The sequence below is a fragment of the Agromyces tardus genome, from assembly GCF_003710805.1.
GTDB classification, from domain to species: Bacteria; Actinomycetota; Actinomycetes; order Actinomycetales; family Microbacteriaceae; genus Agromyces; species Agromyces tardus.
This window is the reverse complement of record NZ_RHHB01000002.1, coordinates 162826-184053: the sequence shown is the minus strand read 5'-3', so window position 1 is coordinate 184053 and position 21228 is coordinate 162826. Positions and strand designations below refer to the sequence as shown.

19 protein-coding genes are annotated in these 21228 nt (G+C 72.8%); 8 read left to right on the top strand and 11 right to left on the bottom strand.

Translation table 11 applies throughout. The annotated features are described in order from the left end of the window. Positions 1 to 99: 99 nt before the first annotated feature. Both EDM22_RS02805 and EDM22_RS02800 read left to right on the top strand, forming a co-directional pair. Positions 100 to 849, top strand: coding sequence for a response regulator transcription factor (locus tag EDM22_RS02805; RefSeq protein WP_122935523.1), 750 nt, complete (start codon positions 100 to 102; stop codon positions 847 to 849). Then, a complete protein-coding gene (locus tag EDM22_RS02800; protein ID WP_122935599.1) occupies positions 836 to 1981 on the top strand; it encodes a sensor histidine kinase in 1146 nt (381 codons plus the stop codon). Before EDM22_RS02805 ends, EDM22_RS02800 begins: the two co-directional genes overlap by 14 nt. A 65-nt stretch (positions 1982 to 2046) precedes the next feature. On the opposite strand, the gene EDM22_RS02795 is transcribed toward EDM22_RS02800, so the two are convergent. From EDM22_RS02795 to EDM22_RS02780, 4 genes are all read right to left on the bottom strand, one after another. Then, complete coding sequence (locus tag EDM22_RS02795) at positions 2047 to 3114, bottom strand: NAD-dependent epimerase/dehydratase family protein (RefSeq protein WP_122935522.1); 1068 nt, start codon at positions 3112 to 3114, stop codon at positions 2047 to 2049. Next, positions 3111 to 3929 carry an MTAP family purine nucleoside phosphorylase gene (locus EDM22_RS02790; protein WP_122935521.1) on the bottom strand — a complete coding sequence of 273 codons (819 nt, stop codon included), beginning with the start codon at positions 3927 to 3929 and terminating at the stop codon, positions 3111 to 3113. The genes EDM22_RS02795 and EDM22_RS02790 overlap by 4 nt, the downstream gene beginning before the upstream one ends. A gap of 156 nt (positions 3930 to 4085) precedes the next feature. Then, positions 4086 to 6392, bottom strand: a complete 2307-nt coding sequence (locus EDM22_RS02785) for a glycoside hydrolase family 3 C-terminal domain-containing protein (protein ID WP_122935520.1) — start codon at positions 6390 to 6392, stop codon at positions 4086 to 4088. Between the two features lie 43 nt (positions 6393 to 6435). After that, positions 6436 to 7713 carry an MFS transporter gene (locus EDM22_RS02780; protein ID WP_122935519.1) on the bottom strand — a complete coding sequence of 426 codons (1278 nt, stop codon included), beginning with the start codon at positions 7711 to 7713 and terminating at the stop codon, positions 6436 to 6438. Between the two features lie 96 nt (positions 7714 to 7809). On the opposite strand from EDM22_RS02780, the gene EDM22_RS02775 reads away from it, so the two are divergent. Genes EDM22_RS02775 through EDM22_RS02765 form a run of 3 tightly spaced genes read left to right on the top strand, consistent with a single transcriptional unit; the run spans position 7810 to position 10736 of the window. Next, complete coding sequence (locus EDM22_RS02775) at positions 7810 to 8388, top strand: TetR/AcrR family transcriptional regulator (protein WP_170963985.1); 579 nt, start codon at positions 7810 to 7812, stop codon at positions 8386 to 8388. A gap of 7 nt (positions 8389 to 8395) precedes the next feature. After that, positions 8396 to 9901, top strand: a complete 1506-nt coding sequence (locus EDM22_RS02770; RefSeq protein ID WP_122935517.1) for a carboxylesterase/lipase family protein — start codon at positions 8396 to 8398, stop codon at positions 9899 to 9901. A 49-nt stretch (positions 9902 to 9950) separates the two neighbouring features. Beyond that, positions 9951 to 10736 carry an SDR family NAD(P)-dependent oxidoreductase gene (locus tag EDM22_RS02765; protein ID WP_122935516.1) on the top strand — a complete coding sequence of 262 codons (786 nt, stop codon included), beginning with the start codon at positions 9951 to 9953 and terminating at the stop codon, positions 10734 to 10736. Positions 10737 to 10748: 12 nt separating this feature from the next. Here EDM22_RS02765 and EDM22_RS02760 read toward each other — a convergent pair whose 3' ends face one another. The 3 genes from EDM22_RS02760 to ddaH are packed head-to-tail and all read right to left on the bottom strand — an operon-like array spanning position 10749 to position 13191. Further along, positions 10749 to 11534, bottom strand: coding sequence for a polyprenol monophosphomannose synthase (locus tag EDM22_RS02760; RefSeq protein WP_122935515.1), 786 nt, complete (start codon positions 11532 to 11534; stop codon positions 10749 to 10751). 27 nt (positions 11535 to 11561) lie between these two features. Next, positions 11562 to 12284, bottom strand: coding sequence for a DUF4386 family protein (locus EDM22_RS02755; RefSeq protein WP_122935514.1), 723 nt, complete (start codon positions 12282 to 12284; stop codon positions 11562 to 11564). 49 nt (positions 12285 to 12333) lie between these two features. Continuing rightward, the gene (gene ddaH / locus EDM22_RS02750; RefSeq protein WP_170963984.1) at positions 12334 to 13191 is read right to left on the bottom strand and encodes a dimethylargininase; all 858 of its coding nucleotides are present in this window, start codon (positions 13189 to 13191) and stop codon (positions 12334 to 12336) included. A 383-nt stretch (positions 13192 to 13574) separates the two neighbouring features. On the opposite strand from ddaH, the gene EDM22_RS02745 reads away from it, so the two are divergent. Further along, positions 13575 to 14402, top strand: a complete 828-nt coding sequence (locus EDM22_RS02745; protein WP_122935513.1) for a hypothetical protein — start codon at positions 13575 to 13577, stop codon at positions 14400 to 14402. Between the two features lie 84 nt (positions 14403 to 14486). Next, the gene (locus EDM22_RS02740) at positions 14487 to 15236 is read left to right on the top strand and encodes a hypothetical protein (RefSeq protein ID WP_122935512.1); all 750 of its coding nucleotides are present in this window, start codon (positions 14487 to 14489) and stop codon (positions 15234 to 15236) included. A gap of 81 nt (positions 15237 to 15317) precedes the next feature. On the opposite strand, the gene EDM22_RS02735 is transcribed toward EDM22_RS02740, so the two are convergent. The 4 genes from EDM22_RS02735 to EDM22_RS02720 all read right to left on the bottom strand — a co-directional run bounded on the left by EDM22_RS02735 (position 15318) and on the right by EDM22_RS02720 (position 20410). Beyond that, positions 15318 to 16121, bottom strand: a complete 804-nt coding sequence (locus tag EDM22_RS02735; RefSeq protein WP_122935511.1) for an LLM class F420-dependent oxidoreductase — start codon at positions 16119 to 16121, stop codon at positions 15318 to 15320. A gap of 59 nt (positions 16122 to 16180) precedes the next feature. Continuing rightward, positions 16181 to 17143: an alpha/beta fold hydrolase gene (locus tag EDM22_RS02730; RefSeq protein WP_122935510.1), complete on the bottom strand. Its 963-nt coding sequence runs from the start codon at positions 17141 to 17143 to the stop codon at positions 16181 to 16183. A gap of 86 nt (positions 17144 to 17229) precedes the next feature. Next, positions 17230 to 18711: an APC family permease gene (locus tag EDM22_RS02725; protein ID WP_122935509.1), complete on the bottom strand. Its 1482-nt coding sequence runs from the start codon at positions 18709 to 18711 to the stop codon at positions 17230 to 17232. A 13-nt stretch (positions 18712 to 18724) separates the two neighbouring features. Beyond that, complete coding sequence (locus EDM22_RS02720; RefSeq protein ID WP_122935597.1) at positions 18725 to 20410, bottom strand: amidohydrolase; 1686 nt, start codon at positions 20408 to 20410, stop codon at positions 18725 to 18727. Between the two features lie 128 nt (positions 20411 to 20538). Here EDM22_RS02720 and EDM22_RS02715 point away from each other — a divergent pair, with 128 nt between their 5' ends. Next, positions 20539 to 21207 carry a TetR/AcrR family transcriptional regulator C-terminal domain-containing protein gene (locus EDM22_RS02715; RefSeq protein ID WP_245989138.1) on the top strand — a complete coding sequence of 223 codons (669 nt, stop codon included), beginning with the start codon at positions 20539 to 20541 and terminating at the stop codon, positions 21205 to 21207. Positions 21208 to 21228 lie beyond the last annotated feature (21 nt).

Genomic DNA, 21228 nt, shown 5'->3' with positions numbered 1-21228 from the left:
ACGCTAGCCATGCGGCAGCCGTGGGTGGCGGGTCAAGTCTTACGGAACACGGACGGATGCCCGACCGTCGCGGACGCGCCGCCGCAGCGGACGTAGTCTGTGAGCGTGTCCCCCGCTGCTCCCTCGTCGACCGGCAACGAGGACCTCGTGGGCCGACGGGTCCTGCTCGTCGACGACGACCCGACGGTCGCCGAGGTCGCCTCGAGCTACCTGCGAGCGAGCGGATTCGTCGTCGAGGAGGCGAGTGACGGGTTCGCGGCGCTGCAGGCGGCCGACCGCCTCGCGCCCGACCTGATCGTGCTCGACCGCATGCTCCCCGGCATCGACGGCCTCGAGGTGTTCCGTCGACTGCGCGAGCGGATGTCGACCCCGGTCATCCTGCTCACCGCCCTCGGCTCGGAGGACGACCGCATCGCGGGCCTCGAGGCCGGCGCCGACGACTACCTCGCGAAGCCGTTCTCGCCGCGCGAGCTCGTGCTGCGCGTGCAGTCGGTGCTGCGCCGGTCGATCGGCGAGTTCACGCCCGAGTCCGTACTCGAGTACGGCGAGTTCCGCCTGGACCCGTCGGCACGCGTCGCGACCCGGGGCGGCGTCGAACTGCCGCTGACACTGCGCGAATTCGACCTGTTCGAGTTCCTGCTGAAGCATCCGAACCAGGTGTTCAGCCGAGAGGACCTGCTGCGCACGGTGTGGGGATGGACGCACGGCGACCTCTCGACGGTCACGGTGCACGTGCGCCGCCTCCGCGAGAAGATCGAGCTCGACCCTCGTGCTCCGACGATGCTGACGACCGTGTGGGGCGTGGGGTACCGATTCACGATGGGTGGTGCTGCGGATGCCGTGGTCTGATCTTGCGGCGATCGCCGGCGTCGCGCTCGCCACCACGGCGGTCGTCGGCGGTCTGGGCGTCGCCGCGCTCGTGCTGCTGCGGCGAGCGTCGCTCGCCGTGCAGGTGTGGGTGCTCGTGCTCGCCGCGATCGTGTCGGTCGTCGCGAGCATGGTGGGCGTCGCGAACCAGATGTACCTCTCGGAGCACGACCTCACGGTCGCGGTGGCCGTGGCGGGCATCTCGGGCATCGTGTCCCTCTTGCTCGTGGCGGTGCTCGGCGTGCTCGTCGCGCGAAACTCCCGCTCGCTCTCGGCCGCTGCTCGGCGGATCGGCGCGGGCGAACGCCTGGAGTCGGCCGGCCGGTACTCGAACAGCGAGTTCAACGACCTCGCCGACGAGCTCGTCGCGACGAGTGCGAGGCTCGCAGAGTCCCGAGAGCGGGAGCAGCGGATCGAAGCCTCCCGCCGGGAGCTCGTCGCCTGGATCTCGCATGACCTGCGCACGCCGCTCGCCGGCATCCGGGCGATGGCCGAGGCCCTCGAGGACGGGATCGCGCCCGACCCCGCCCGCTATCACCGGCAGATGCGCATGCAGGTCGACCAGCTCTCGAGCATGGTCGACGACCTCTTCGAGTTGTCGAAGATCGACTCCGACGCGCTGCGGCTCTCGCTCGAGGAGGTGTCGCTCTACGACGTCGTGAGCGACACGGTCGCCGACCTGCGGCCCGCATCACGCGGTCGCGAGATCCGCGTCGAGGCGCCGCTCGCACAGGACCTCGTGGTGATGGCCGATCCTCGCGAGCTCTCGCGCGCGATCGGCAACCTGCTCATGAACGCCATCCAGCACACTCCCGAGGGCTCGCCGATCACCGTCGCGGTCGACCTCGTCGACGACCGCGCGATGGTGTCGGTCATCGACGCGGGCGGCGGTATCGACGAGGACGACCTCGACCGCGTATTCGAGCCGGCCTGGCGGGGGTCGAAGGCGCGCACGCCCTCCCTCCACGACGGCCGCTCGAGCGGCGCCGGGCTCGGCCTCGCGATCGTCAAGGGCATCATGAGCGCGCACCGAGGCGAGGTCGCCGTGCGCAACGTGCCGGGCGGATGCCGCTTCGACCTGCTGCTGCCCCGGGACGCGTCGCTCAGCGCCTGATCGGCACTGTCCCGCGCCGGTCAGGACTGTCCCGCACCTGCGCTCGCTCCGCGGCGCGAGGCACCTCAGTGGCCGGGATCGGCGTCGTCACCAGCACCGGAGCGCGCGAAGTCACGCAACCCGGCCTCGAGCGACACCCGCGCCCGCCAGCCGAGCTCGGCCCGGGCCCGCGCCGCCGACGCCGTGATGTGCCGCACGTCGCCGAGGCGGTACTCCCCCGTCACGACGGGTTCGGGTCCGCCCATGACGCGGGCGAGCCCGGCGGCGACCTCGCCGACCGTGGAGACCATGCCGGAGCCCACGTTGAACGCACGGGCGGTGCCGGAGGCCTGCGCGGGCAGTGCGCCGACGGCGGCGAGGTTCGCGGTCGCGACATCCGTCACGTGCACGAAGTCGCGCCGCTGGCGGCCGTCCTCGAAGACGCGCGGCGCCTCGCCGCGCTCGATCGCCGAGCGGAACAGGGCCGCGACACCGGCATAGGGCGTGTTGCGCGGCATCCCGGGGCCGTAGACGTTGTGGTACCGCAGCATCGCCGCCCTGCCACCGGTCGCACGCGCCCAGCTCGCGGCGAGGTGCTCCTGGGCCAGCTTCGTGAGCGCGTAGACGTTGCGGGGGTCGAGCACGTCGTCCTCGTCGATCAAGTCGGCCTCGAGCGGCTCGCCCGTGTCGGGGTCGCGGGGCTCGAAGCGGCCGGCGTCGAGGTCGTCCGTCGCGCGCGGGGTGGGGCGACGGCGGCGGCCGGACGCATCGCGGTAGGCACCCTCGCCGTACACCACCATCGACGACGCGAGCACGAGTCCGCCGACGCCCGCACGGTCCATCGCGGCGACGAGCTCGGCGGTGCCGGTGACGTTGCTCTCGGTGTAGTCGGGCGCGTCCGAGAGGTCGACGCCGAGTCCGACCTTCGCCGCCTGGTGGCAGACCACGTCGACGCCGCGCAGGGCCCGATCGAGGACCGTGGCGTCCCGCACGTCTCCCCGTACGAGCTCCACCCCGCCGACCGGACCGCGTGGTGCTCGGTGCACGTCCGGGCGCAGGGAGTCGAGCACGCGCACCTCCGCGCCTCGATCGACCGCGAGACGCACGATCTCCGAACCGATGAACCCGGCGCCCCCGGTGACGAGCATCATCATGGCGTGACGGACAGCGGCGGCGGTGGCACCGGCAGTGCTCGCAGCGCCGCGACCGTCTCCTCGTCGATCAGGGGGCGCGGCACGTAGTCGCCGGGCACGGCCGCGACGATCCGCGCGATCGCAGCGACGATGCGCGGCTTCGCCTCGGCGAGGCGGCGGAAGACGAGTTCGGCCGTGACCGCATCGGGATCGTCTGCCGAGGTGCCGCTGTCGGTGTCGGTGACCACGCAGATGGCGACGGTGCCGATGCCGATCTCGGCGGCGAGCGCGACCTCGGGACAGAGCGTCATGTTGACGAGATCCACGCCGGCATCGCGGAGGATCCGCGACTCGGCGGCGGTCGAGAACCGGGGCCCCTGGATCACGGCGACGGTCGCTCGCGGCGCGGCATCCGGCAGCGCCTCGATCGCGAGCCCACGCAGCACCGGGCAGAACGGTTCGGCGAACGGCAGGTGACGCACGGGCCCCGAGTCGAAGTAGGTGTCGGCGCGTCCGAACGTGCGGTCGACGAGCTGGTCGGCGAGGGCGAACGACTCGGGCAGGTGGCCCGGGCTGAGCGATCCGACCGCAGCGGTCGACACCACGGCGCGCACCCCGACGCTCGCGAGCGCCCACAGGTTCGCGCGTGCGTTGATGCGATGCGGCGCGATCGTGTGCCCGGCGCCGTGACGGGGCAGGAACGCGATGGTCCGCCCGCCGAGCTCGCCGATCGTCACGGTCGCCGGACCGAACGGCGTCGGGATCTCGCGCGGCTCGCCGCCGTCGACCAGCACGCCCAGGCCCGAGCCGCCGATCACGCCCACGATGCTCGTCATCCACCCAGCCTGCCGCGCGCGCCCCGTGCCGCGGAAGGGAGATCCTTACGATCCGATGACGTCCGGCCGCCGTGGGCCCGGTCCGCGAGGCCCCGCAGGCAGACGAACGAGCCCGCCGCCCTGAAGGGGCGACGGGCCCGATGCCGAGCGCGGTCGCTACGCCTGCGGCGCGTTGGCGGACGCGATGAGCTGCTCGAGCTGCTCGAACCCGAACGGCGACCCCGGGAACATGACGGCGCGACCGATCGGCATCGCGCCCATCATCTGCATCATGCCCTCGGCGTCGATGCCGAGCCCGCCGGCCGACTCCGCCGTCGCCTCGCCGTCGGCGTGCGCGCCGCCCAGCATGTCGGCGGCCATCGCCGCGAAGGCGGGGGCGACCATCGGTCCGGCGACGGGGTGCGCCATGACCTCGGCGATCGTCGACTCGACCGTGAGCGGCACCCGCACGGGGTCGCCCTCGACGTCGACGGTCACGGCCCCGCGGATGTCGCGGCTCGACGCCCCGACCTCGACCGTGTACTCGCCGCCCTCGACGAGCCACAGGTCGACCCGGGTGTCCCAGTAGGCGAGGTCGCTGCGGCGCACGCGCACCTCGACCTCGCGGCGCTCCCCCGCGGCGAGCGCGACCTTCGCGAAGCCCTTGAGCTCCCGGGGTGCACGGGCCACGGCGGAGCCGGGCAGCGAGGTGTAGACCTGCACGACCTCGGCGCCGTCGCGCTCGCCGGTGTTCGTCACCGGTACGCGCAGCGCGAGGCCGTCGTCATCCGAGGAGACGACCGCGTCGCCGTACTCGAAGGTCGTGTACGAGAGTCCGTGCCCGAAGGGGTAGGTGACATCGAGTTCGCGCGCGTCGTACCAGCGGTAGCCCACGAGCAGTCCCTCGCCGTAGCGCACGTGGCCGTGTTCGCCGGGGAAGTTGCCCCACGCGGGAGTGTCCTGCAGGCGCACGGGCACCGTCTCGGTGAGCCGCCCCGCGGGGTTCACGGCGCCGTACAGCACGTCGGCGACGGCGCCGCCGCCGGCCTGGCCGAGCAGCCACGTCTCGAGGATCGCGGGCACGCGCTCGGCGAACGGCGCGAGCCGCACGACGCCGCCGTTCGAGAGCACCACGACGGTGTTCGGGTTCACGGCGAGCACGCGGTCGACGAGCTCGAGCTGCTCCACGGGGAGCTCGATGTCGCGGCGGTCGTAGCCCTCCGACTCGAGGCTCGCGGGCAGGCCGAGGAAGAGCACGGCCACGTCGGCGGCGGATGCGGCGGCCACGGCCTCGTCGGCGAGCCCCGCGGCATCCGACCCGTCGATCGTGAAGCCGGGCGCGAACGCGACCGCGCCGGCGCCGGCGACCTCGCGGATCGCCTCGAGCGCGCTGTCGACGCGGGTCGGGTTGATGTGCGAGCTGCCGCCGCCCTGGAAGCGGGGCGTGCGGGCGAACTCGCCGATCACGGCGACGGATGCCTCGGGCGCGAGCGGCAGCACCCCGCCCTCGTTGCGCAGCAACACGATGCTCGCCGCCGCGGCCTCGCGGGCGAGCCCGTGGTGCGCGTCGCGGTCGTAGGAGGCATCGGCGTCGGCGCCCGCGAGCGCCCGCTGCACGAGCGAGACGACCCGCGTCGCGCCGGTGTCGAGCACCGACTCGTCGAGCTCGCCGGCCCGCACGGCCGCGACGAGCTGCGCGTCGGAGCGGCCGTCGTTGGCGGGCATCTCGAGGTCGAGGCCCGCGGCGAGCGCATTCACACGGTTCGTGACGGCGCCCCAGTCCGACACGACGAGGCCGTCGAAGCCCCAGTCGTCCCGCAGCACCTCGGTGAGCAGCCAGTGGTGCTCCGACGCGGGGATGCCGTTGACGCGGTTGTACGAGCACATGACGGTCCACGGCTGCTCGTCCTCGACGACGCGCTGGAAGCCGCGCAGGTAGATCTCGCGCAGCGGCCGCGGGTCGATGTCGGCCGATACGCGCATGCGGTCGTCCTCCTGGTTGTTCGCCGCGTAGTGCTTGAGCGATGCCCCCACGCCCTGCGACTGCAGGCCGCGCACGAGCGCCGATCCGAGCACGCCCGAGACGATCGGGTCCTCCGAGAGGTACTCGAAGTTGCGGCCGCACAGGGGCGAGCGCTTGATGTTGATGCCCGGGCCGAGCAGCACCCCCACGCCCTCGGCGCGCGCCTCCTCGCCGAGGGCGACGCCCACGCGCTCGAGCAGCTCGGGGTCGAACGACGAGCCGAGCGCCACGGCGGGCGGGAAGCACGTGGCCTTCACCGAGTCGTTGATGCCGAGGTGGTCGGCGCTCTCGTCCTGCTTGCGCACGCCGTGCGGGCCGTCGGTGAGCATGATCGACGGCACGGGGCCGACCTGCTTGGTGCGCCAGAAGCTCGCGCCGCTCGTGAGGGCGGCCTTCTGCTCGAGGGTCAGTCCGTCGACGATGTCGGCAGCGGATGCCGCGTGGCTGAGCGTTTCGGTCATGGGTGGATCCTTTCAGGTGTGGTCGTGGGCGCGGCATCCGTCATCAGCGCACCGCCTTGATCGGCCACACGGCGAACGCGCCGAGCACCGAGAGCAGGATCGCGATCGGGAACAGCGCGGCGTAGCCGCCGAAGGCGAGCACGATCGCGCCGGCGACGGCGGGGGCGAGCGTCTGCGGCAGGGTCGCGGCGATGTTCACGACGCCGAGGTCCTTCGCGAACGACTTCGCCGACGGCAGCACCTCGCTCATGAGGGCGGTGTCGACGGCGCCGAACATGCCGAAGCCGAGGCCCGACACGACCGAGAAGATGAGCCAGCCCTCGAACGTGGGCATGACGAGCGGCACGAGGAACGCGACGCCGGTGACGACCGACGAGAGGAACACGAAGATCTTGCGACGACCGAGCTTGTCGGACAGCGGGCCCGAGACGAGCGTCGAGACGACGATGCCCGCGAGCGACGCGAGGCCGAAGATCGGGATGACGGAGCCTGCGGCGTCGCCGAGTCCGATGAAGTCCTGCAGGATGAAGAGCTGGTAGCCGACCACGGCGAAGTAGCCCGTGTAGAGCAGCAGGCGGCCGGTGAAGGCCCAGAAGAAGTCGGGGTGCTGCACGGGGCTGACCCAGAACGTCTTGAGGAACTCGACGACCGAGAACGGCTCGCGCGCGAGGTCCGTCGACGAGTGGTCGGGGTTGAACACCACGAAGAGCACGATCACGACGATCGCGGTGCCGGCGAGCACGACGTAGGCCGCGGGGATGTTCGAGAGCAGCATCGAGCCGACGATCTGGCCGCCGAGCGCGCCGAGCATGGCGCCGAGGCCGGCGAGCGCCGAGAACGTGCCCCGGGCCGCGCGGGGCACGCGGTCGGGCAGGATCGCCGACAGCGGCCCCTGCGTGAAGTTGTAGGCGACCTGCACGATGACCCAGGCGATGGCGATCTGGGCGATGGTGTTCGCGAGGCCCATGCCCACGAGAGCGAGGCCGCCGATGAGCACGCCCGCGACCATCCACGGGGCACGACGCCCGAAGCGGCTGCGCGTGCGGTCGGAGACCTGGCCGGCGATCGGCTGGGCGAGCATCGCCGCGAAGGCGCCGATCGTCGTGACGACGGCGAGGTTGCCGACCTTGTTCGCCTCGTCGATCTGCTGCACCTGGGTCGCGAGCAGCAGGCCGGGGATCGCGCCCCACAGCACGAAGATCGACATGTTCGCCGGGATGATCCAGCCGAGCAGGCGCCTGACGGTGCCCCGCACGAGGGGGCGAGGTTCGTCGGTGCCGTCGGCTTCGAGGGTGGGCGCAGGGGCTGACGCCATCGTCATGTGCGGTCCTTTCGGGGGTGCCTCATCGGTGAGGGTGGCAAAACCATACATCGCTCGGTTTTCAATTTCAAGCAGTGCTCGGTTTACGCTGGGCGCATGGCACAACGCGGTTCATACGCCAAGGGCGTGGCGAAGCGGGAGGAGATCCTCACCGCCGCCCTCGAGGTGATCGCGCGCAACGGGTACCGTCGCACCTCGGTGCGGGAGCTCGCCGAGGCCGTCGGCCTCAGCCAGGCCGGCCTGCTGCACTACTTCTCGTCGAAGGAGGAGCTCTTCCAGGAGATCCTCCGCAAGCGCGACGAGGTCGACGCCTCGGCGTTCGAGCCCGACACGACCGACTTCATGGAGGGGTTCCTCGGCGTCGTGCGCCACAACGCCGAGGTGCCCGGTCTCGTGCAGCTCTACGCGCAGGTGTCGACCGAAGCGGGCGACCCCGACCACCCCGCGCGCGAGTTCTTCATCCAGCGCTACGCCGAGTTCCGCCGGCGCTTCGCCGAGCAGATCCGGCTCGAGCAGGCCGCGGGGCGGGTCGATCCCGACATCGATCCCGAGCTGGCCGCGGGGCTCTTCCTCGCTGCCGCCGACGGGCTCCAGACCCAGTGGATGCTCGACCCGTCGATCGACATGCCCGAGCACATCGCCTACCTCTGGCACCTCATCACCCGGAAGGCCTGAACCGCACATGCACGCGCACGCAACCGACACCCTCGTCGAGGTCGACACCCTGGCGGGCCGCGTGCGCGGCCGATGGCGAGCGGATGCCGCGGGCAACCGCTCGGCCGCGTTCCTCGGCATCCCCTTCGCCGAGCCGCCCGTCGGCGAACTGCGGTTCGCCGCGCCGGTGCCGCACCGCCCGTGGGAGGGCGTGCGCGACGCCCTCGAGTACGGCGCGACGCCGCAGCGGGGTCCCGACGACGACACGACGCTCATCCCCGAGCCGTCGGTCCCCGGCGAGTCGACGCTCAACGTCAACGTGTTCACGCCGGCGCCGGCGACGGAGCCGGGCACGGGCGCCGCGCTCCCGGTGCTCGTCTACATCCACGGCGGCGGCTACGTCTCGGGGTCCCCGGCGAGCCCGTGGTACGACGGCGCCGCGTTCAACCGCGACGGCGTCGTGACGGTCTCGGTGTCGTACCGGCTCGGCTTCGACGGGTTCGGCTGGATCGCCGACGCCCCGCTCAACCGCGGCGTGCTCGACTGGATCCTCGCGCTCGAGTGGGTGCGCGACAACATCGCGGCGTTCGGCGGCGACCCCGCTCGCGTGACGATCGCCGGCCAGTCGGCGGGCGGCGGGGCGGTGCTCACGCTGCTCGGCACGCCACGAGCACAGCCCCTCTTCGACGCGGTCTACTGCATCTCGGGGGTGTCGACCGACGTCACGCGCGATCGAGCCGAGGAGTTCGCGCGGCGCCTCGCCGGCCGGGCCGGCGTCGAGCCGACCCGCGCGGGCTTCGGCTCCCTCGACGAGCGGCGCGTGCTCGAGCTGCAGCGCGAGCTCGCCGCGGGCGACGGCGGCAGTCCGCTCGACGGCCTGCGCCGGTTCGTCGACGACGGGCTCACGCTCGCGCCCGTGACCGACGGCGAGTTGCTTCCCACGTGCACGCTCGACGCGATCCGCTCGGGCGTCGGCGCGGACAAGCGACTCGTGCTCGGTGCGACCGACGACGAGTTCTCGATGATCCTCGACGGCGCGAAGGGCAAGCTCCGGTTCGTTCCGGCGTCGTTCCTGCTCGGCCGGCTCGGCCTGCGCGGCCGGACGCGCTCCGCCTACCTCGCCGCGAACCGCGACGTGCGCCGACGCGGCACCGCGGCGGTGGCCGGCCGGTACCTCACCGACCGCCTGTTCCGCACCCTCGCCGTGCGCGTCGCGTCGGCTCGCGGATCGGCGCCCACGTGGCTCTACCGCTTCTCGTGGGTGTCGCCGACGCGCGGCTTCGCCCTGCACTGCCTCGACGTGCCCTTCTTCTTCGACTGCCTCGGCGCCGAGCGCGTCGCCGTCATCGCCGGCGACGCTCCCCCGCAGGCGCTCGCCGACGAGGTGCACGCGGGCGCGGTCGGGTTCATCGCGACGGGCGACCCCGGCTGGCCGCGGTACACGGATGCCGCGCGCGCCACGCGCGTCTACGACACCCCGTCGAGCGTGGCCGACGACGGCTTCGCGGCCGTGCGCCCACTGCTCGCCGGCTGACCCGAGCAGTGCCTCCCGGCACCCGCACGCCCGTGCGTACGATGTGGTCATGAGCCTCCCGGACCTCTGGAACCTCGATGGACGCGTGGCGATCGTGAGCGGCGCGGGCAGCCCTGCGGGCATCGGATTCGCGGCGGCACGCGCCCTCGGCGAGCTCGGCGCCGGCATCGTGCTCACCGCCACGAGCGGGCGCGTGCTCGAGCGGGCCGCCGAGCTGCGCGCATCCGGCATCACGGCCACCGGACTCGTCGCGCGCCTCGACGACGAGGAGCAGGTGGACGCGCTCGCGGCCGACCTCGCGGCGAGCGGCATCCGCCCCACCATCGTCGTGAACAACGCCGGCATGATCGCGACGGGCGACCCCGAGATGCTCCACGGCGACGCCACGATGTCGCTCGCCGACTGGAATGCGAGCCTCGCCATGAACCTCACGACGGCCTTCCTGCTGACCCGCGCGATGCTGCCGGGCATGCGCGAGGTCGGCTGGGGCCGCGTGATCTGCGTCTCGAGCGTCTCGGGCCCGCTCATGGCCTCGCGCGGCGACGTCGGCTACGCCGCCGCCAAGGCCGGCATGCTCGGCTACGTGCGCGCGCTCGCCGTCGACGAGGCGCTCTTCGGCATCACGGCGAACGCCGTCGCGCCGGGCTGGATCGCCACCGCGAGCCAGTTGCCGAGCGAGGCCGAGGAGGGGCTGCTCGTGCCGCTCAAGCGCAGCGGCCGCCCCGAGGAGGTCGCCTCCGCGGTCGCGTGGCTCGCGACGCCGGGCGCGGCCTACACGACCGGGCAGCTCATCGCGGTCGACGGCGGCAACGCGGTCGCCGAAGAGCGCCGCTGACCGCACCGGGCCTCAGGCGCGCGAACGACTCGCAGCCGGCCCGTCGTTGCGAGCCGGCTGGCGCCGGCGGCGGAACCACGACCCGACGCCCCACGCGGTGACGCGCGCCATCGCCTCCAGCACGATCCCGATGCTCATCTTCGAGTGCCCGTGCTCGCGCTCCACGAACGTCACGGGCACCTCGACCGCGACGAGCCCGGCCTCGTGCGCGTGCCAGAGCATGTCCACCTGGAACCCGTAGCCGAGCGTGTGCACGAGCTCGAGGTGCAGGTCGCGCAGCGCGTCGGCCCGGAACGCGCGATAGCCGGCGGTCACGTCGCGCACGGGGAGGCGCAGGATCCAGCCCGCGTAGGCGCTGCCGGTGCGCGAGAGCAGTTCGCGGTGCCGCGGCCAATTGACGATCGAGCCCCCGGGCACCCAGCGCGACCCGATGGCGAGGTCGGGCGTGCGGCCCGCGGCATCCGTCGTCTGCAGTGCCTCGAGGAGCGAGGGCAGCTCCTCGGGCAGGTGCGATCCGTCGGCGTCGAGCTGCACGATCGGGTCGAAGTCGCGGTCGAGCGCCCACGCGAAGGCCTCGAGGTAGGCGGCGCCGAGGCCGTTCTTGGCCCGGCGGTGCAGCACGTGCACCGAGGCGTCGGCGGCGGCGAGCCCGTCGGCGATCGCCCCGGTGCCGTCGGGCGAGTTGTCGTCGACGACGAGCACGGATGCCGCGGGCACGGCGGCCCGCACGCGCGCGACGATCGCCGCGAGGTTCTCGCGTTCGTCGTAGGTGGGGATCACCACCAGCGGCCGGGTCATCCGCTGCTCCTCACCTCGCGACGGCACTCAGGAATCGTACCCGCCGCGGCGTGGAGCGGGCGCCATGCGCGATGCGCGACGCAGGAGCGAGATGCCCACCATCACGAACCAGGCCCACATGAGCAGGCCGTATGCGGAGTAGAACGCCGGCACGGCGTAGCGCAGCAGCTCGCTGAGCACGCCGACGGCACCCGCGGCGATGCCCAGCCACGCGACCGTGCGGGGCAGCGGGCTGCGCAGCATCACGAGCGAGACGAGCAGGATTCCCGCCGCAGCGAGCACCCCCAGGATGCCCGGAGTGTTGTTCTCGGCGACGAGCGCCTCCGCGGCCGACGCATACGACGCTCGCGCTTCGGGCGTCGCCGCCACGGCGTACCAGTCGCTCAGCGTGACCAGCACGAGCGAGCCTCGGCTCGAGACGGGGATCGCGAGCAGCAGCGCCCAGGGCAGCCCGCCCACGACTGCGCCGATGAGCGCCCAGCTCGGACTGGTGTAGCGCAGCGCGATGAACAGCGCGAGGAACGTCACGACGGGCAGGAGGCTCGGCACGATCCACAGGAGCTGCTCGGCGACGTAGACGGCCTTGTGCCCGGCGATGAACTCGAGCGTCTCGGCGCCGCCCGTGACGGGGGGCGGCGCGATCACGTCGAGGGCCAGCGCAGCCAGCAGCAGCCCCACGAAGAGGAGCGAGGCCACGCCGGCGACGCGGTAGAGCGTGCGGTAGGGCTGCTCGGATCCGGTTCCGGTCATCCGCACAGTCGACCCGCCGGGAGCCTCCCCCGGCGGGTCGAACGTCCTGTCAGCGACGCAGCTCGAGCGTGCAGCACTTCACGCCGCCGCCGCCGAGCAGGAGCTCGGAGAGGTCGACGCCGATCGGGTTGTAGCCGGCGTGGCGCAGCTGCTGCTCGAAGCCCTTCGCACGCGCGGCGATGACGACGTTGCGCCCGTCGCTGTAGGAGTTGAGGCCGAGCACGGCGGCGTCCTCCTCGGAGACGAGGATCGCGTCGGGGTAGCGCTCGCGCAGGATCGCCAGCGACGGCTCGTCGAACGCGCTCGGCAGGTAGGCGATGTGCTCCTGGCCGGGGCGGGAGTCGAGCACGGCGACGGCGGTGTCGAGGTGGTAGAAGCTCGGGTTCACGAGCGTGAGCGTGACGACCTCGCGGCCGGTGATGCGGCGCAGCTCGTCGTGGCTCGACGAGTCGCTGCGGAAGCCGGTGCCCGCGAGGATGACGTCGCCGACGAGGAGGAAGTCGCCCTCGCCCTCGTTGACCTCCTCGGGCTCGCGCACGTCGAAGCCGGCGCTGCGGAACCACTCCATGTAGGCGGGCCCCTCGGGCTGGCGCTGCGCGTGCGTGAAGCTCGCGCCGTAGGCGATGCCGTCGATGACGGTGCCGCCGTTGGCCGCGTAGACCATGTCGGGCAGGCCGTCGACGGGGTCGATGAGGTGCACGTCGAAGCCGAGGCCCACGTACGTGTCGTGCAGGACCTGCCACTGCGCCACGGCGAGGGCGGTGTCGGTCGGCTTGGCGGGGTCCATCCAGGGGTTGATCTGGTAGACGACGGTGAAGTGCTCGGGGCGGCACATCAGCACGGTCTTCTCGGACGGGGTGCGCTCGGCGGTACGGGTCTGGGCGTCGGTCTGGATCACGGTCGACATCTCACTCCTTGGAGGGGCTCAGCGGAAGCGCGGTCCGGCATCGCCGGGCTGCACCGCGCTCCTCGTCGGTGGTGTCGGCGGACCAGGTCACTCTCGCGAGCCTCGGGACGACGTTCGGTTGTCGCCGTCGTCGAGACGCCACCTCCAGTGTGGCGGCAAAGCCGCGGCGCTTCTCGGCGTGCGCAACACGATTCGTGCGCGTTTCGCCCGAATACGCACGCATCCGCCGCACGCGAACCCGTCGTTGCACGGTATCGCCGTATGACGGGCGCCAAGTGGCGGATGCCGCAGCGCCCGGTTGCTGCTTGCGGTGACCGCGAGGGTGGGGCATCCTGACCACAGCCCCTGCCCCTTGCCCGAACGAATCCGACGGAGTGCCACGGATGCCGCACCGCGACGACGAGCGCATCGCCCTGCTGCAGCGCCTCGCGTACGGGGCGGGCACGAGCGACGTGGAGCGCGCGTCGGCCGCGGCGGAGCTCGCCCTGCTGCGCGACGGCGCCACCGCGTCCGCCCCGGCGATGTTCCACCGCCCATCGGCGATGGGCGCCTCCGCGAACCCGGCGGCGACGACCACGACCGCCGCCGGAGGCGACGACCCGTTCGCGCTGCTCTTCCGGCCCGGCCCCGAGGCACACCGCCCACGAGTCGGCGACGGCCCGGCCGCAGAGCCCGCGCCTCGGCTGCCCGCACCGGCGACGGACTCGGCGGCCGGCGCCACCCCATCGCCCGCGGTCGGATCGCTCGTGCGCTGGATCGTGACGACGGCGGCCGTCTCGCTCGCCGTCGGCGTCATCGCGGGCTGGTCGTTCGGCGCGCGCGTCGTGCCCGTCGGGCCCGAAGCCGGGGGTCCGTCGATGATCCCCGTCAGCGACATCCCAGCGCTCGTGGTCTTCGACCGGCCGCAGGTACCCGAGGACGTTCCGGCGTCGGTGGCGGGCGACCCGACGTACGACCCGACCACCTTCCGGCTCCTCGCGTCGCGAGTCGACGGGGTCACCGTGCACGCGGCGCGCGCTGCCGGAGGCGACGACGTGTGCGTGATCGTCGCCGTTCCCGACACCGTCACCGCGAGCGCGTGCACCAGCGACCGCCGGTTCCCCGGTGACGGCCTCTCGATCGAGGCCAGGGGCACGGGCCGAACCGCATACGCCGCCACGTGGCATCCGTCGGGTGAGGTGACCGTCAACCTCCCCGGCGCAACCGGCTGACGCCTGACAACGGGCTGGGAGCCGCTTGCAGCCCGCCGCATGCGGATGCATGCTGGCCGGAGCGACGTGACCGAAGGGGGCCGCGTGGACGCCAGCGAGGGCCGCATCCGCGAGTTGCAGCGGATCGCCTACGGCGCGGACGCGAGCGACGACGAACGCGCCCGGGCCGTCGCCGAGCTCGCGCAGCTCGCCTCGCGCGGGGCCGAACTCGAGCGGGCGCCGCAGGTCGAGGCGGCCGTCGCCTCGCCGGACTCCCCCGATGCGGGCGATGCGACACGGTCGTCGGATGCCGGCGCACCGACGGCGTCCGACGGCGGCGCCCCCGCGGCGGCGGCACCCCGGTCGTCCCGCCTCCTCCGCTGGACGCTCGCGGTCGGCGCGGCCGCCCTCGTCATCGGCGTCGGCGTGGGACTGGGCATCGGGCGGCAGGTGCCCGCGGACTCCGGCGCATCGGAGGGCACCGGGCCGTCCGCCTCGCGCGCACCGGGCACGCCGCTCGACGCCACCGACCTGCTCCCGCTCTTCGAGCGCCTCCCGCAGGCCAACGAGGCGCAGCGGGTCGCGACCGTCGACGCGACGATCGACCCGATGTCGGTCCGGCTGCTCGCGATCCGCACCGACGGGCCGGCCGCCTTCCTCGCGCGCACGACGGGCGGCGAGGTGTGCCTCGTCCTGCTGCTGCCCGCCGGACCGTCGTCGATCTCCTGCACCATCGACGGCCGCCTGCCCGCGGACGGCCTGCGGATCGAGTACTACGCCCAGGGGTACGGGCTGGCCGTGGCGCACCTCGACGCGGCGGGCACGGTCGAGCTCGGTCTCATCGTCTCGTTCTGAACCCGATCGGGCCGCCGAGTGCCGACGCGCGGCGACCGGTCGCGGGGCCGCGAACGGGGCGGCGCCGCGGCATCCGCCCGCTCAGCCGTTCTTGCGGTCGCGCCACTCGAGCCAGTGCTTCACCGGCGCGTCGTCGTAGGCCGGCCCGGAGATGCCGAGCGTGAAGAGGCGCACGCCGGCGTCGTGGAGCGCGTCGGCGTGGTCGTCGTCGAGGCGGTGGCGGGCGAGCTCGTTCGAGATCGTGATCTGGGAGACATCCCGGCCGACCCGCTCGCCCCAGCCCCGCAGCACGTCGAGCTTGTGCGCGATCTCGGCCGGGGGCACGAACGAGTGCCAGATGTCGGCGTGCTCGGCCACGATGCGCAGCGTCTTCTGCTCGCCCTTGCCGCCGATCATGATCGGGATGTCGCGTGTGGGCGCCGGGTTGAGCTTCGCCCACCGCGCCCGCACGCGCGGCAGGGCGTCGGCCAGGTCGTTCAGCCGCGAGCCGACCGTGCCGAACTCGTAGCCGTACTCGTCGTAGTCGCGTTCGAACCAGCCCGAGCCGGTGCCGAAGATGAACCGGCCGGCCCCGCCGCCCTTCGCGCTGATGTGGTCGAGCGTGCGGGCCATGTCGGCCTGCAGGTCGGCGTTGCGATACGAGTTGCAGTTCACGAGCGTGCCGAACTCGACGCGCTCGGTCTGCTCGGCCCACGCGCCGAGCATCGTCCACGCCTCGAAGTGCAGACCGTCGCGGTCGCCCGAGAGCGGGAAGAAGTGGTCCCAGTTGAAGACGATGTCGACGCCGAGGTCCTCCATGCGGAGCACGGCGTCGCGGATCTGGGGGTAGGTGGCGTGCTGGGGCTGGAGCTGCACGCCCAGCCGAACGGGTGCGTCAAGGGTCATTCCTCGAGCCTAGGAGACGGCGCTGGGGAGCGGGCCGGGCCCCGAGGCGATGGCGGAGGTCAGCCGGCGCTGTCGACGGTCGTGCGGATCGCGTCGATCACGAGCTGCGGGTTGCCGAGCTGGATGTAGTGGTCGCTCCCGGTGCGGGTGATGTGCACGGAACGCGCGAACTTCGCAGGGAGCGCGTTCTGGGCGGCCATCTGCGCGGCCCACAGCGCATCGGCGAACCCCTGGTCCACTCCGGGCGGCAGCTGCCCCGACGCCACCACCTCCGGGGTGAGCTGCGGGATGTCGGCGGTCAGGATCGTGACCGGGACATCGGGCACCGGGGCCGACCCGCGCAGCTCGGCGAAGACGGTGGCGGCGTCGAAGGTCTCCGCACCCGACCGGGGCGGTGGTGCGTTCAGCTCCTCGAACAGCGCCGCCTGTTCCGGACTCAGGCCGGCCACGAGGTCCTCCGAGAGCGCGTCGACGAGCACGAGGCCGCTCACGCCGGCGGGGTGCTCCGCGGCGAACAGCCGGATGATCGGGCCGCCGTAGGAGTGCCCGACGAGGACGAAGGGCGGCGCTTCGCCGGCTGCGACGAGCAGCGCCTCGAGGTCGTCCGCCGAGGTCTGCGCACTGGTGGGCTGGGCCACCACGGTGGACCGGCTGTCGGCGGTGCCCGGGCGGTCGTAGGCGCACACCCGGGTGAATCCGGCGACGCCGGCGAAGACGGTCGGCGGTTCGGGGTCCGCGACCGCCGACGGCGTGCTCCAGATCTCGGCGTTGTCGCCGAGCCCGGACACGAGGACCACCGTCGGCGAACCGGTGCCGCTGCACGCCAGGTACATCTGCCGCCCGGCGCCGATGTCGACCACTCCGGCACGATCGTGCTGCGCGCTCGCCCGACCCGTCGCCGCACTGCTCATCGACGGCTCATCGGTCGAACGGATGCCGCCGCCCGACGAGCACGCGCTCAGCAGCACCGTGACCGACGCGAGGAAGGGGAACCAGTACCGGAACTGCCGTGAGCGCCTCATGCCGCCGCACCGCCTTCCCGAACTGCCCGCTCGTCGCGACGACCCGCACGAGGGCCTGCGCGCGAACGGCCCCCGCGCCGATCATCTCACTTGCGGCCGAGCGCGGCGACCTCGTCGAGTGGCGCCTCCTCGCGCAGGTCGAGCATGGGCGTCGGACGACGGAACCCGCGCGTGACCACCGCGAGGATCACGACGCCGAGCGCGAGCCAGGCGAGGCCCACGACGAACGTGCGCGGCGAGAGGCTCGTCCAGAGCCACAGCGTGAGCCCGAAGCCGATGAGGGGCAGCACGAGGTTGCCGACGACCGCGCGGCCCGAGCGCTCGCGGCGGTCGACGAAGAAGTGCTTGATGACGCTGAGGTTGACGACCGAGAACGCGATGAGGGCGCCGAAGCTGATCATCTCGACGAGCAGGCCCAGGTCGATGACGACGGCGAGGAGCGAGACCGCCGACACGATGAGGATCGAGAGCACCGGAGTGCCGAACCGAGCTGACAGGCGTCCGAAGACCGCACGCGGCAGCACGCCGTCGCGGCCCATCGCGAACAGGATGCGCGCCACGGACGCCTGCGAGGTGAGCGCCGACCCCGCCGCTCCCGCGATGTACGCCGCGGTGAAGAACACGACGAGGAACTGCCCGCCGGCGGCTGCCATGACGTCGAGGGCCGCGGAGTCGACGGACGTGAACGCGTTCGACGGGTAGACGAGCTGGGAGAGGTACGACAGCAGCACGAAGATCACGCCCGCGGCGACCGTGGTGATCATGATCGCGCGGGGCACCGAGCGGGTCGGCTCCTTCGCCTCCTCGGCGAGGGTCGACACCGAGTCGAACCCGAGGAACGAGAGGCACAGCACTGCCGCGCCCGCGAACAGCACGCCCACTCCGTCGACCGATCCGTCGCCTGTGAACGGCGCCGCGAGGTCGACCTCGCCGGTACCGCCGAGCACGGTGGCGCTGAGTGCGACGAACGCGACGATGAAGAGCGTCTGCACGGCGATGATGACGAAGTTCGCGCGGGCCACCGAGACGATGCCGATCACGTTGAGCACGGTGACGAGCGCGATCGTCGCGACGATGAACACCCACTGGGGCACGTCGGGGAAGGCCGCGTTCAGGTAGATGCCGATGACGAGGTAGTTGATCATCGGCAGGAACAGGTAGTCGAGCATGAGCGACCAGCCGGCGAGGAAGCCGATGCCGGGTCCGAAGCTGCGCTGCGCGTACACGTACGCCGACCCCGCGAACGGGTAGGCGACGGCCATCCGCGCGTACGACCGGGCGGTGAACGCCATCGCGACGAGCGTGATGACGTAGGCGAGCGGCACGCGCCCGCCGGTGAGCTGCGTCACGATGCCGTAGGTCGTGAAGACGGTGAGCGGCACCATGTACACGAGTCCGAAGAGCACGAGCGAGGGCACGCCGAGCACGCGCCGCAGGTGGGCGCCGTCGTGGTTCGGGGTGGCCTTCGGGGTGGCCTTCGTGGTGCCGGGCGTGCCGGGCGTGCCGGGCGCGGCCGGGCTGCCGGGCGTGTCGGCGGCGGTCGCGCCGGCGGCATCGAGTCGGGACATCGAGGTGATCCTTTCAAGGGTGGAGCGCGACACTGCGCTCGGAGCTGCGACGGGGGATGCCGCGGAGGTAGGTCTGGCGAATCTCGATCACGGGGAGGTCGTGGGGGTCCACCTCGCGCGGGTCGCGCGCGAGGTGCACGAGGTCGGCGCTCGCGCCGGGGACGATCCGCCCCCACGGCGCTGTGCCCTGCTCGGCGAACGCCTGGTGGGCGACCGCCGTGGTGTAGGCCGCGAGCGCTGCGTGCATCGGCACGATCTCGTGCGGCGTCCAGCCGCCCGCGGGCTCGCCGTCGTCGTTGCGCCGCGAGGCCGCGACCGCGAGGCCGTCCCGGGGGTCGCCCGAGGAGACCGGCCAGTCCGATCCGAAAGCCAGCGTCGCGCCGGAGCGGGCGATCGACTGCATGCGGTACTGGCGATCGCTGCGCTCCTGCCCGAGGCGGGGAACGGTGAGCACGTTCATGAGCGCGTCGAGCTGCGCCCAGAGCGGCTGCATGTTCGCGATGACACCGAGCGCGGCGAAGCGATCGAGGTCGGCGTCGTCGACGAGCTGCGCGTGGGCGATCACCGGGCGGCGGTCGCGCGGTCCGTTCGCCGCGACGGCCTGCTCGATCGCGTCGAGCGCCTGGCGAACGGCCGCGTCGCCGATGGCGTGGATGTGCACCTGGAAGCCCGCGGCATCCGCTGCCCGCACCGCCTCGGCGAGGCGCTCGGCGCCCCACACCGACATGCCGTGCGAGTGGAGGCCCGAGCAGTAGGGCTCGAGCAGGGCGCCCGTCTCGTTCTCGACGACGCCGTCGGCGAAGAACTTCACGGTGTTCGCGGTGAGGAGCGGCGAGCCGGTCGCGACGACGCGGTCGCGCGCGGCGACCATGCCCGGCAGCTGGGCGGCGAAGCGTCGCGGGTCGGCGTAGAGGGCGAGGTTGCAGCGCAGTGGCAGGCGGCCCGACTCGGCCGCGGCGACGTAGACGTCGACGTCGGCCGGTTCGACCCACGCGTCCTGCACCCAGGTTACGCCGCGATCGAGGTAGTAGCGGCCGGCGCGCTCGAGCGCGCGGAGCCCCTGCTCGAGGGAGCGGGGCGGCATGACGGCCGACACGAGGTCGACGGCGCCCCACTCGCGCAGCGTGCCGAGCGGGGTCCCGTCGGCTCGGCGCGGGATCTCCCCGAGCTCGGGTTCCGGCGTGCCGGCGTCGATGCCCGCGAGCTCGAGCGCCCGCGAGTTGCACCACACGGTGTGGTAGTCCCACGCCCGCAGCACCACCGGCCGGTCGGCGACGGCATCGTCGAGCCAGCGCGCGTCGAACAGGCCGTCTTCGGCGAGGCTGCCGTCGTACGAGGCACCGGTGATCCACTCCTCGTCGGGATGCTCGTCGGCGTACCGGCGCACGGCCGCGACGATCCCGGCGACCGAGTCGGCCGAGCGGATGTCGGGACCCTCGTCCTCCATGCCGCCGAAGAGCGGGTGCGCGTGCCCGTCGCCGAACGACGGCATCAGGAACCCGCCCCCGAGGTCGACGACGAGGTCGGCTCCGGATGCCGCGTGCTCCGCGTCGGTGCCCACCGCCACGATCACGCCGTCGCGCACCAGCAGCGCGCGCTCGCTCGGGGCCGCGGGATCCGCGCCGGTTGCCACGCCGGGACCCGCGCCCGCGTCGCCGCCGGTCCACACCGTGCCGCCATGGAAGAACATCGTGGTCATCGCATCTCGCCTGTCGCCGTCCTCGGGGATGCCCCTCGGCGGCATCCGTATACGAACACTGTTCGTATTTGCGTGGAGTGCACGTTACACTCCCGAACACGGCGACGGAAGACCCCGGAGGTGAAATCGTGGCCCGACTGAAGCGCGAGGAGCTCGTGAGCGCCGCGCTCGACCTCATCGACGAGGAGGGCGGCGAGGCGCTGACCATGCGCTCCGTCGCGAGCCGCGTCGACCGCCAGGTCTCCTCGCTCTACAACCACGTCGGGAGCCGCTCCGAGCTCATCGAGCTCGTGCGCGCGCGCATCGTCGCCGAGATCGACACGTCGGCGTTCGCCGTGCAGCCGTGGGATGCCGCGCTGCAGGCGTGGGCACGGTCGTACCTGACCGCGTTCGCGGCGCACCCCAACGTGATCCCCCTGCTCGCCACGACGCCGATCCGCGACCCCTCGACCCTCGAGATGTACGAGATCGTCGTCGCAGCGCTGCTCGACGGCGGCTGGCCGACGCGGGACGCCGTGGCCGTGATGCGCACCGTCGAGGCGCACGTGCTCGGCTCCGCACTCGACATCGTCGCGCCGGGCGACCTGCTCGTGCAGGCGACGGTCGCCGCCGACCTCGGCGCGCTGCGCTCCGCCCTCGACCCCGACCACGCCGACGCATACGGCGCCGATCGTGCGTTCCGGCTCGGGCTCGGCGCCCTGATGCACGGGCTGCGCGAACGGCACGCGGCGATCGCGGAGACCTCGTCGGCCGCGGGACAGCCGGCGATCGCCGGCGACCCGACCGCGGCATCCTGAACCCGCCCGCTCGCGGATTGT

What these genes read in the sequence shown, in the direction of transcription:
- EDM22_RS02800 (WP_122935599.1), top strand. Translation starts at nt 836, where the DNA reads ATGCCGTGGTCTGATCTTGCGGCGATCGCCGGCGTCGCGCTCGCCACC.
- EDM22_RS02795 (WP_122935522.1), bottom strand. Translation starts at nt 3,114, where the DNA reads ATGATGATGCTCGTCACCGGGGGCGCCGGGTTCATCGGTTCGGAGATC.
- EDM22_RS02790 (WP_122935521.1), bottom strand. Translation starts at nt 3,929, where the DNA reads ATGACGAGCATCGTGGGCGTGATCGGCGGCTCGGGCCTGGGCGTGCTG.
- EDM22_RS02785 (WP_122935520.1), bottom strand. Translation starts at nt 6,392, where the DNA reads ATGACCGAAACGCTCAGCCACGCGGCATCCGCTGCCGACATCGTCGAC.
- EDM22_RS02780 (WP_122935519.1), bottom strand. Translation starts at nt 7,713, where the DNA reads ATGACGATGGCGTCAGCCCCTGCGCCCACCCTCGAAGCCGACGGCACC.
- EDM22_RS02775 (WP_170963985.1), top strand. Translation starts at nt 7,810, where the DNA reads ATGGCACAACGCGGTTCATACGCCAAGGGCGTGGCGAAGCGGGAGGAG.
- EDM22_RS02770 (WP_122935517.1), top strand. Translation starts at nt 8,396, where the DNA reads ATGCACGCGCACGCAACCGACACCCTCGTCGAGGTCGACACCCTGGCG.
- EDM22_RS02765 (WP_122935516.1), top strand. Translation starts at nt 9,951, where the DNA reads ATGAGCCTCCCGGACCTCTGGAACCTCGATGGACGCGTGGCGATCGTG.
- EDM22_RS02760 (WP_122935515.1), bottom strand. Translation starts at nt 11,534, where the DNA reads ATGACCCGGCCGCTGGTGGTGATCCCCACCTACGACGAACGCGAGAAC.
- EDM22_RS02755 (WP_122935514.1), bottom strand. Translation starts at nt 12,284, where the DNA reads ATGACCGGAACCGGATCCGAGCAGCCCTACCGCACGCTCTACCGCGTC.
- ddaH (WP_170963984.1), bottom strand. Translation starts at nt 13,191, where the DNA reads ATGTCGACCGTGATCCAGACCGACGCCCAGACCCGTACCGCCGAGCGC.
- EDM22_RS02745 (WP_122935513.1), top strand. Translation starts at nt 13,575, where the DNA reads ATGCCGCACCGCGACGACGAGCGCATCGCCCTGCTGCAGCGCCTCGCG.
- EDM22_RS02735 (WP_122935511.1), bottom strand. Translation starts at nt 16,121, where the DNA reads ATGACCCTTGACGCACCCGTTCGGCTGGGCGTGCAGCTCCAGCCCCAG.
- EDM22_RS02730 (WP_122935510.1), bottom strand. Translation starts at nt 17,143, where the DNA reads ATGAGGCGCTCACGGCAGTTCCGGTACTGGTTCCCCTTCCTCGCGTCG.
- EDM22_RS02725 (WP_122935509.1), bottom strand. Translation starts at nt 18,711, where the DNA reads ATGTCCCGACTCGATGCCGCCGGCGCGACCGCCGCCGACACGCCCGGC.
- EDM22_RS02720 (WP_122935597.1), bottom strand. Translation starts at nt 20,410, where the DNA reads ATGACCACGATGTTCTTCCATGGCGGCACGGTGTGGACCGGCGGCGAC.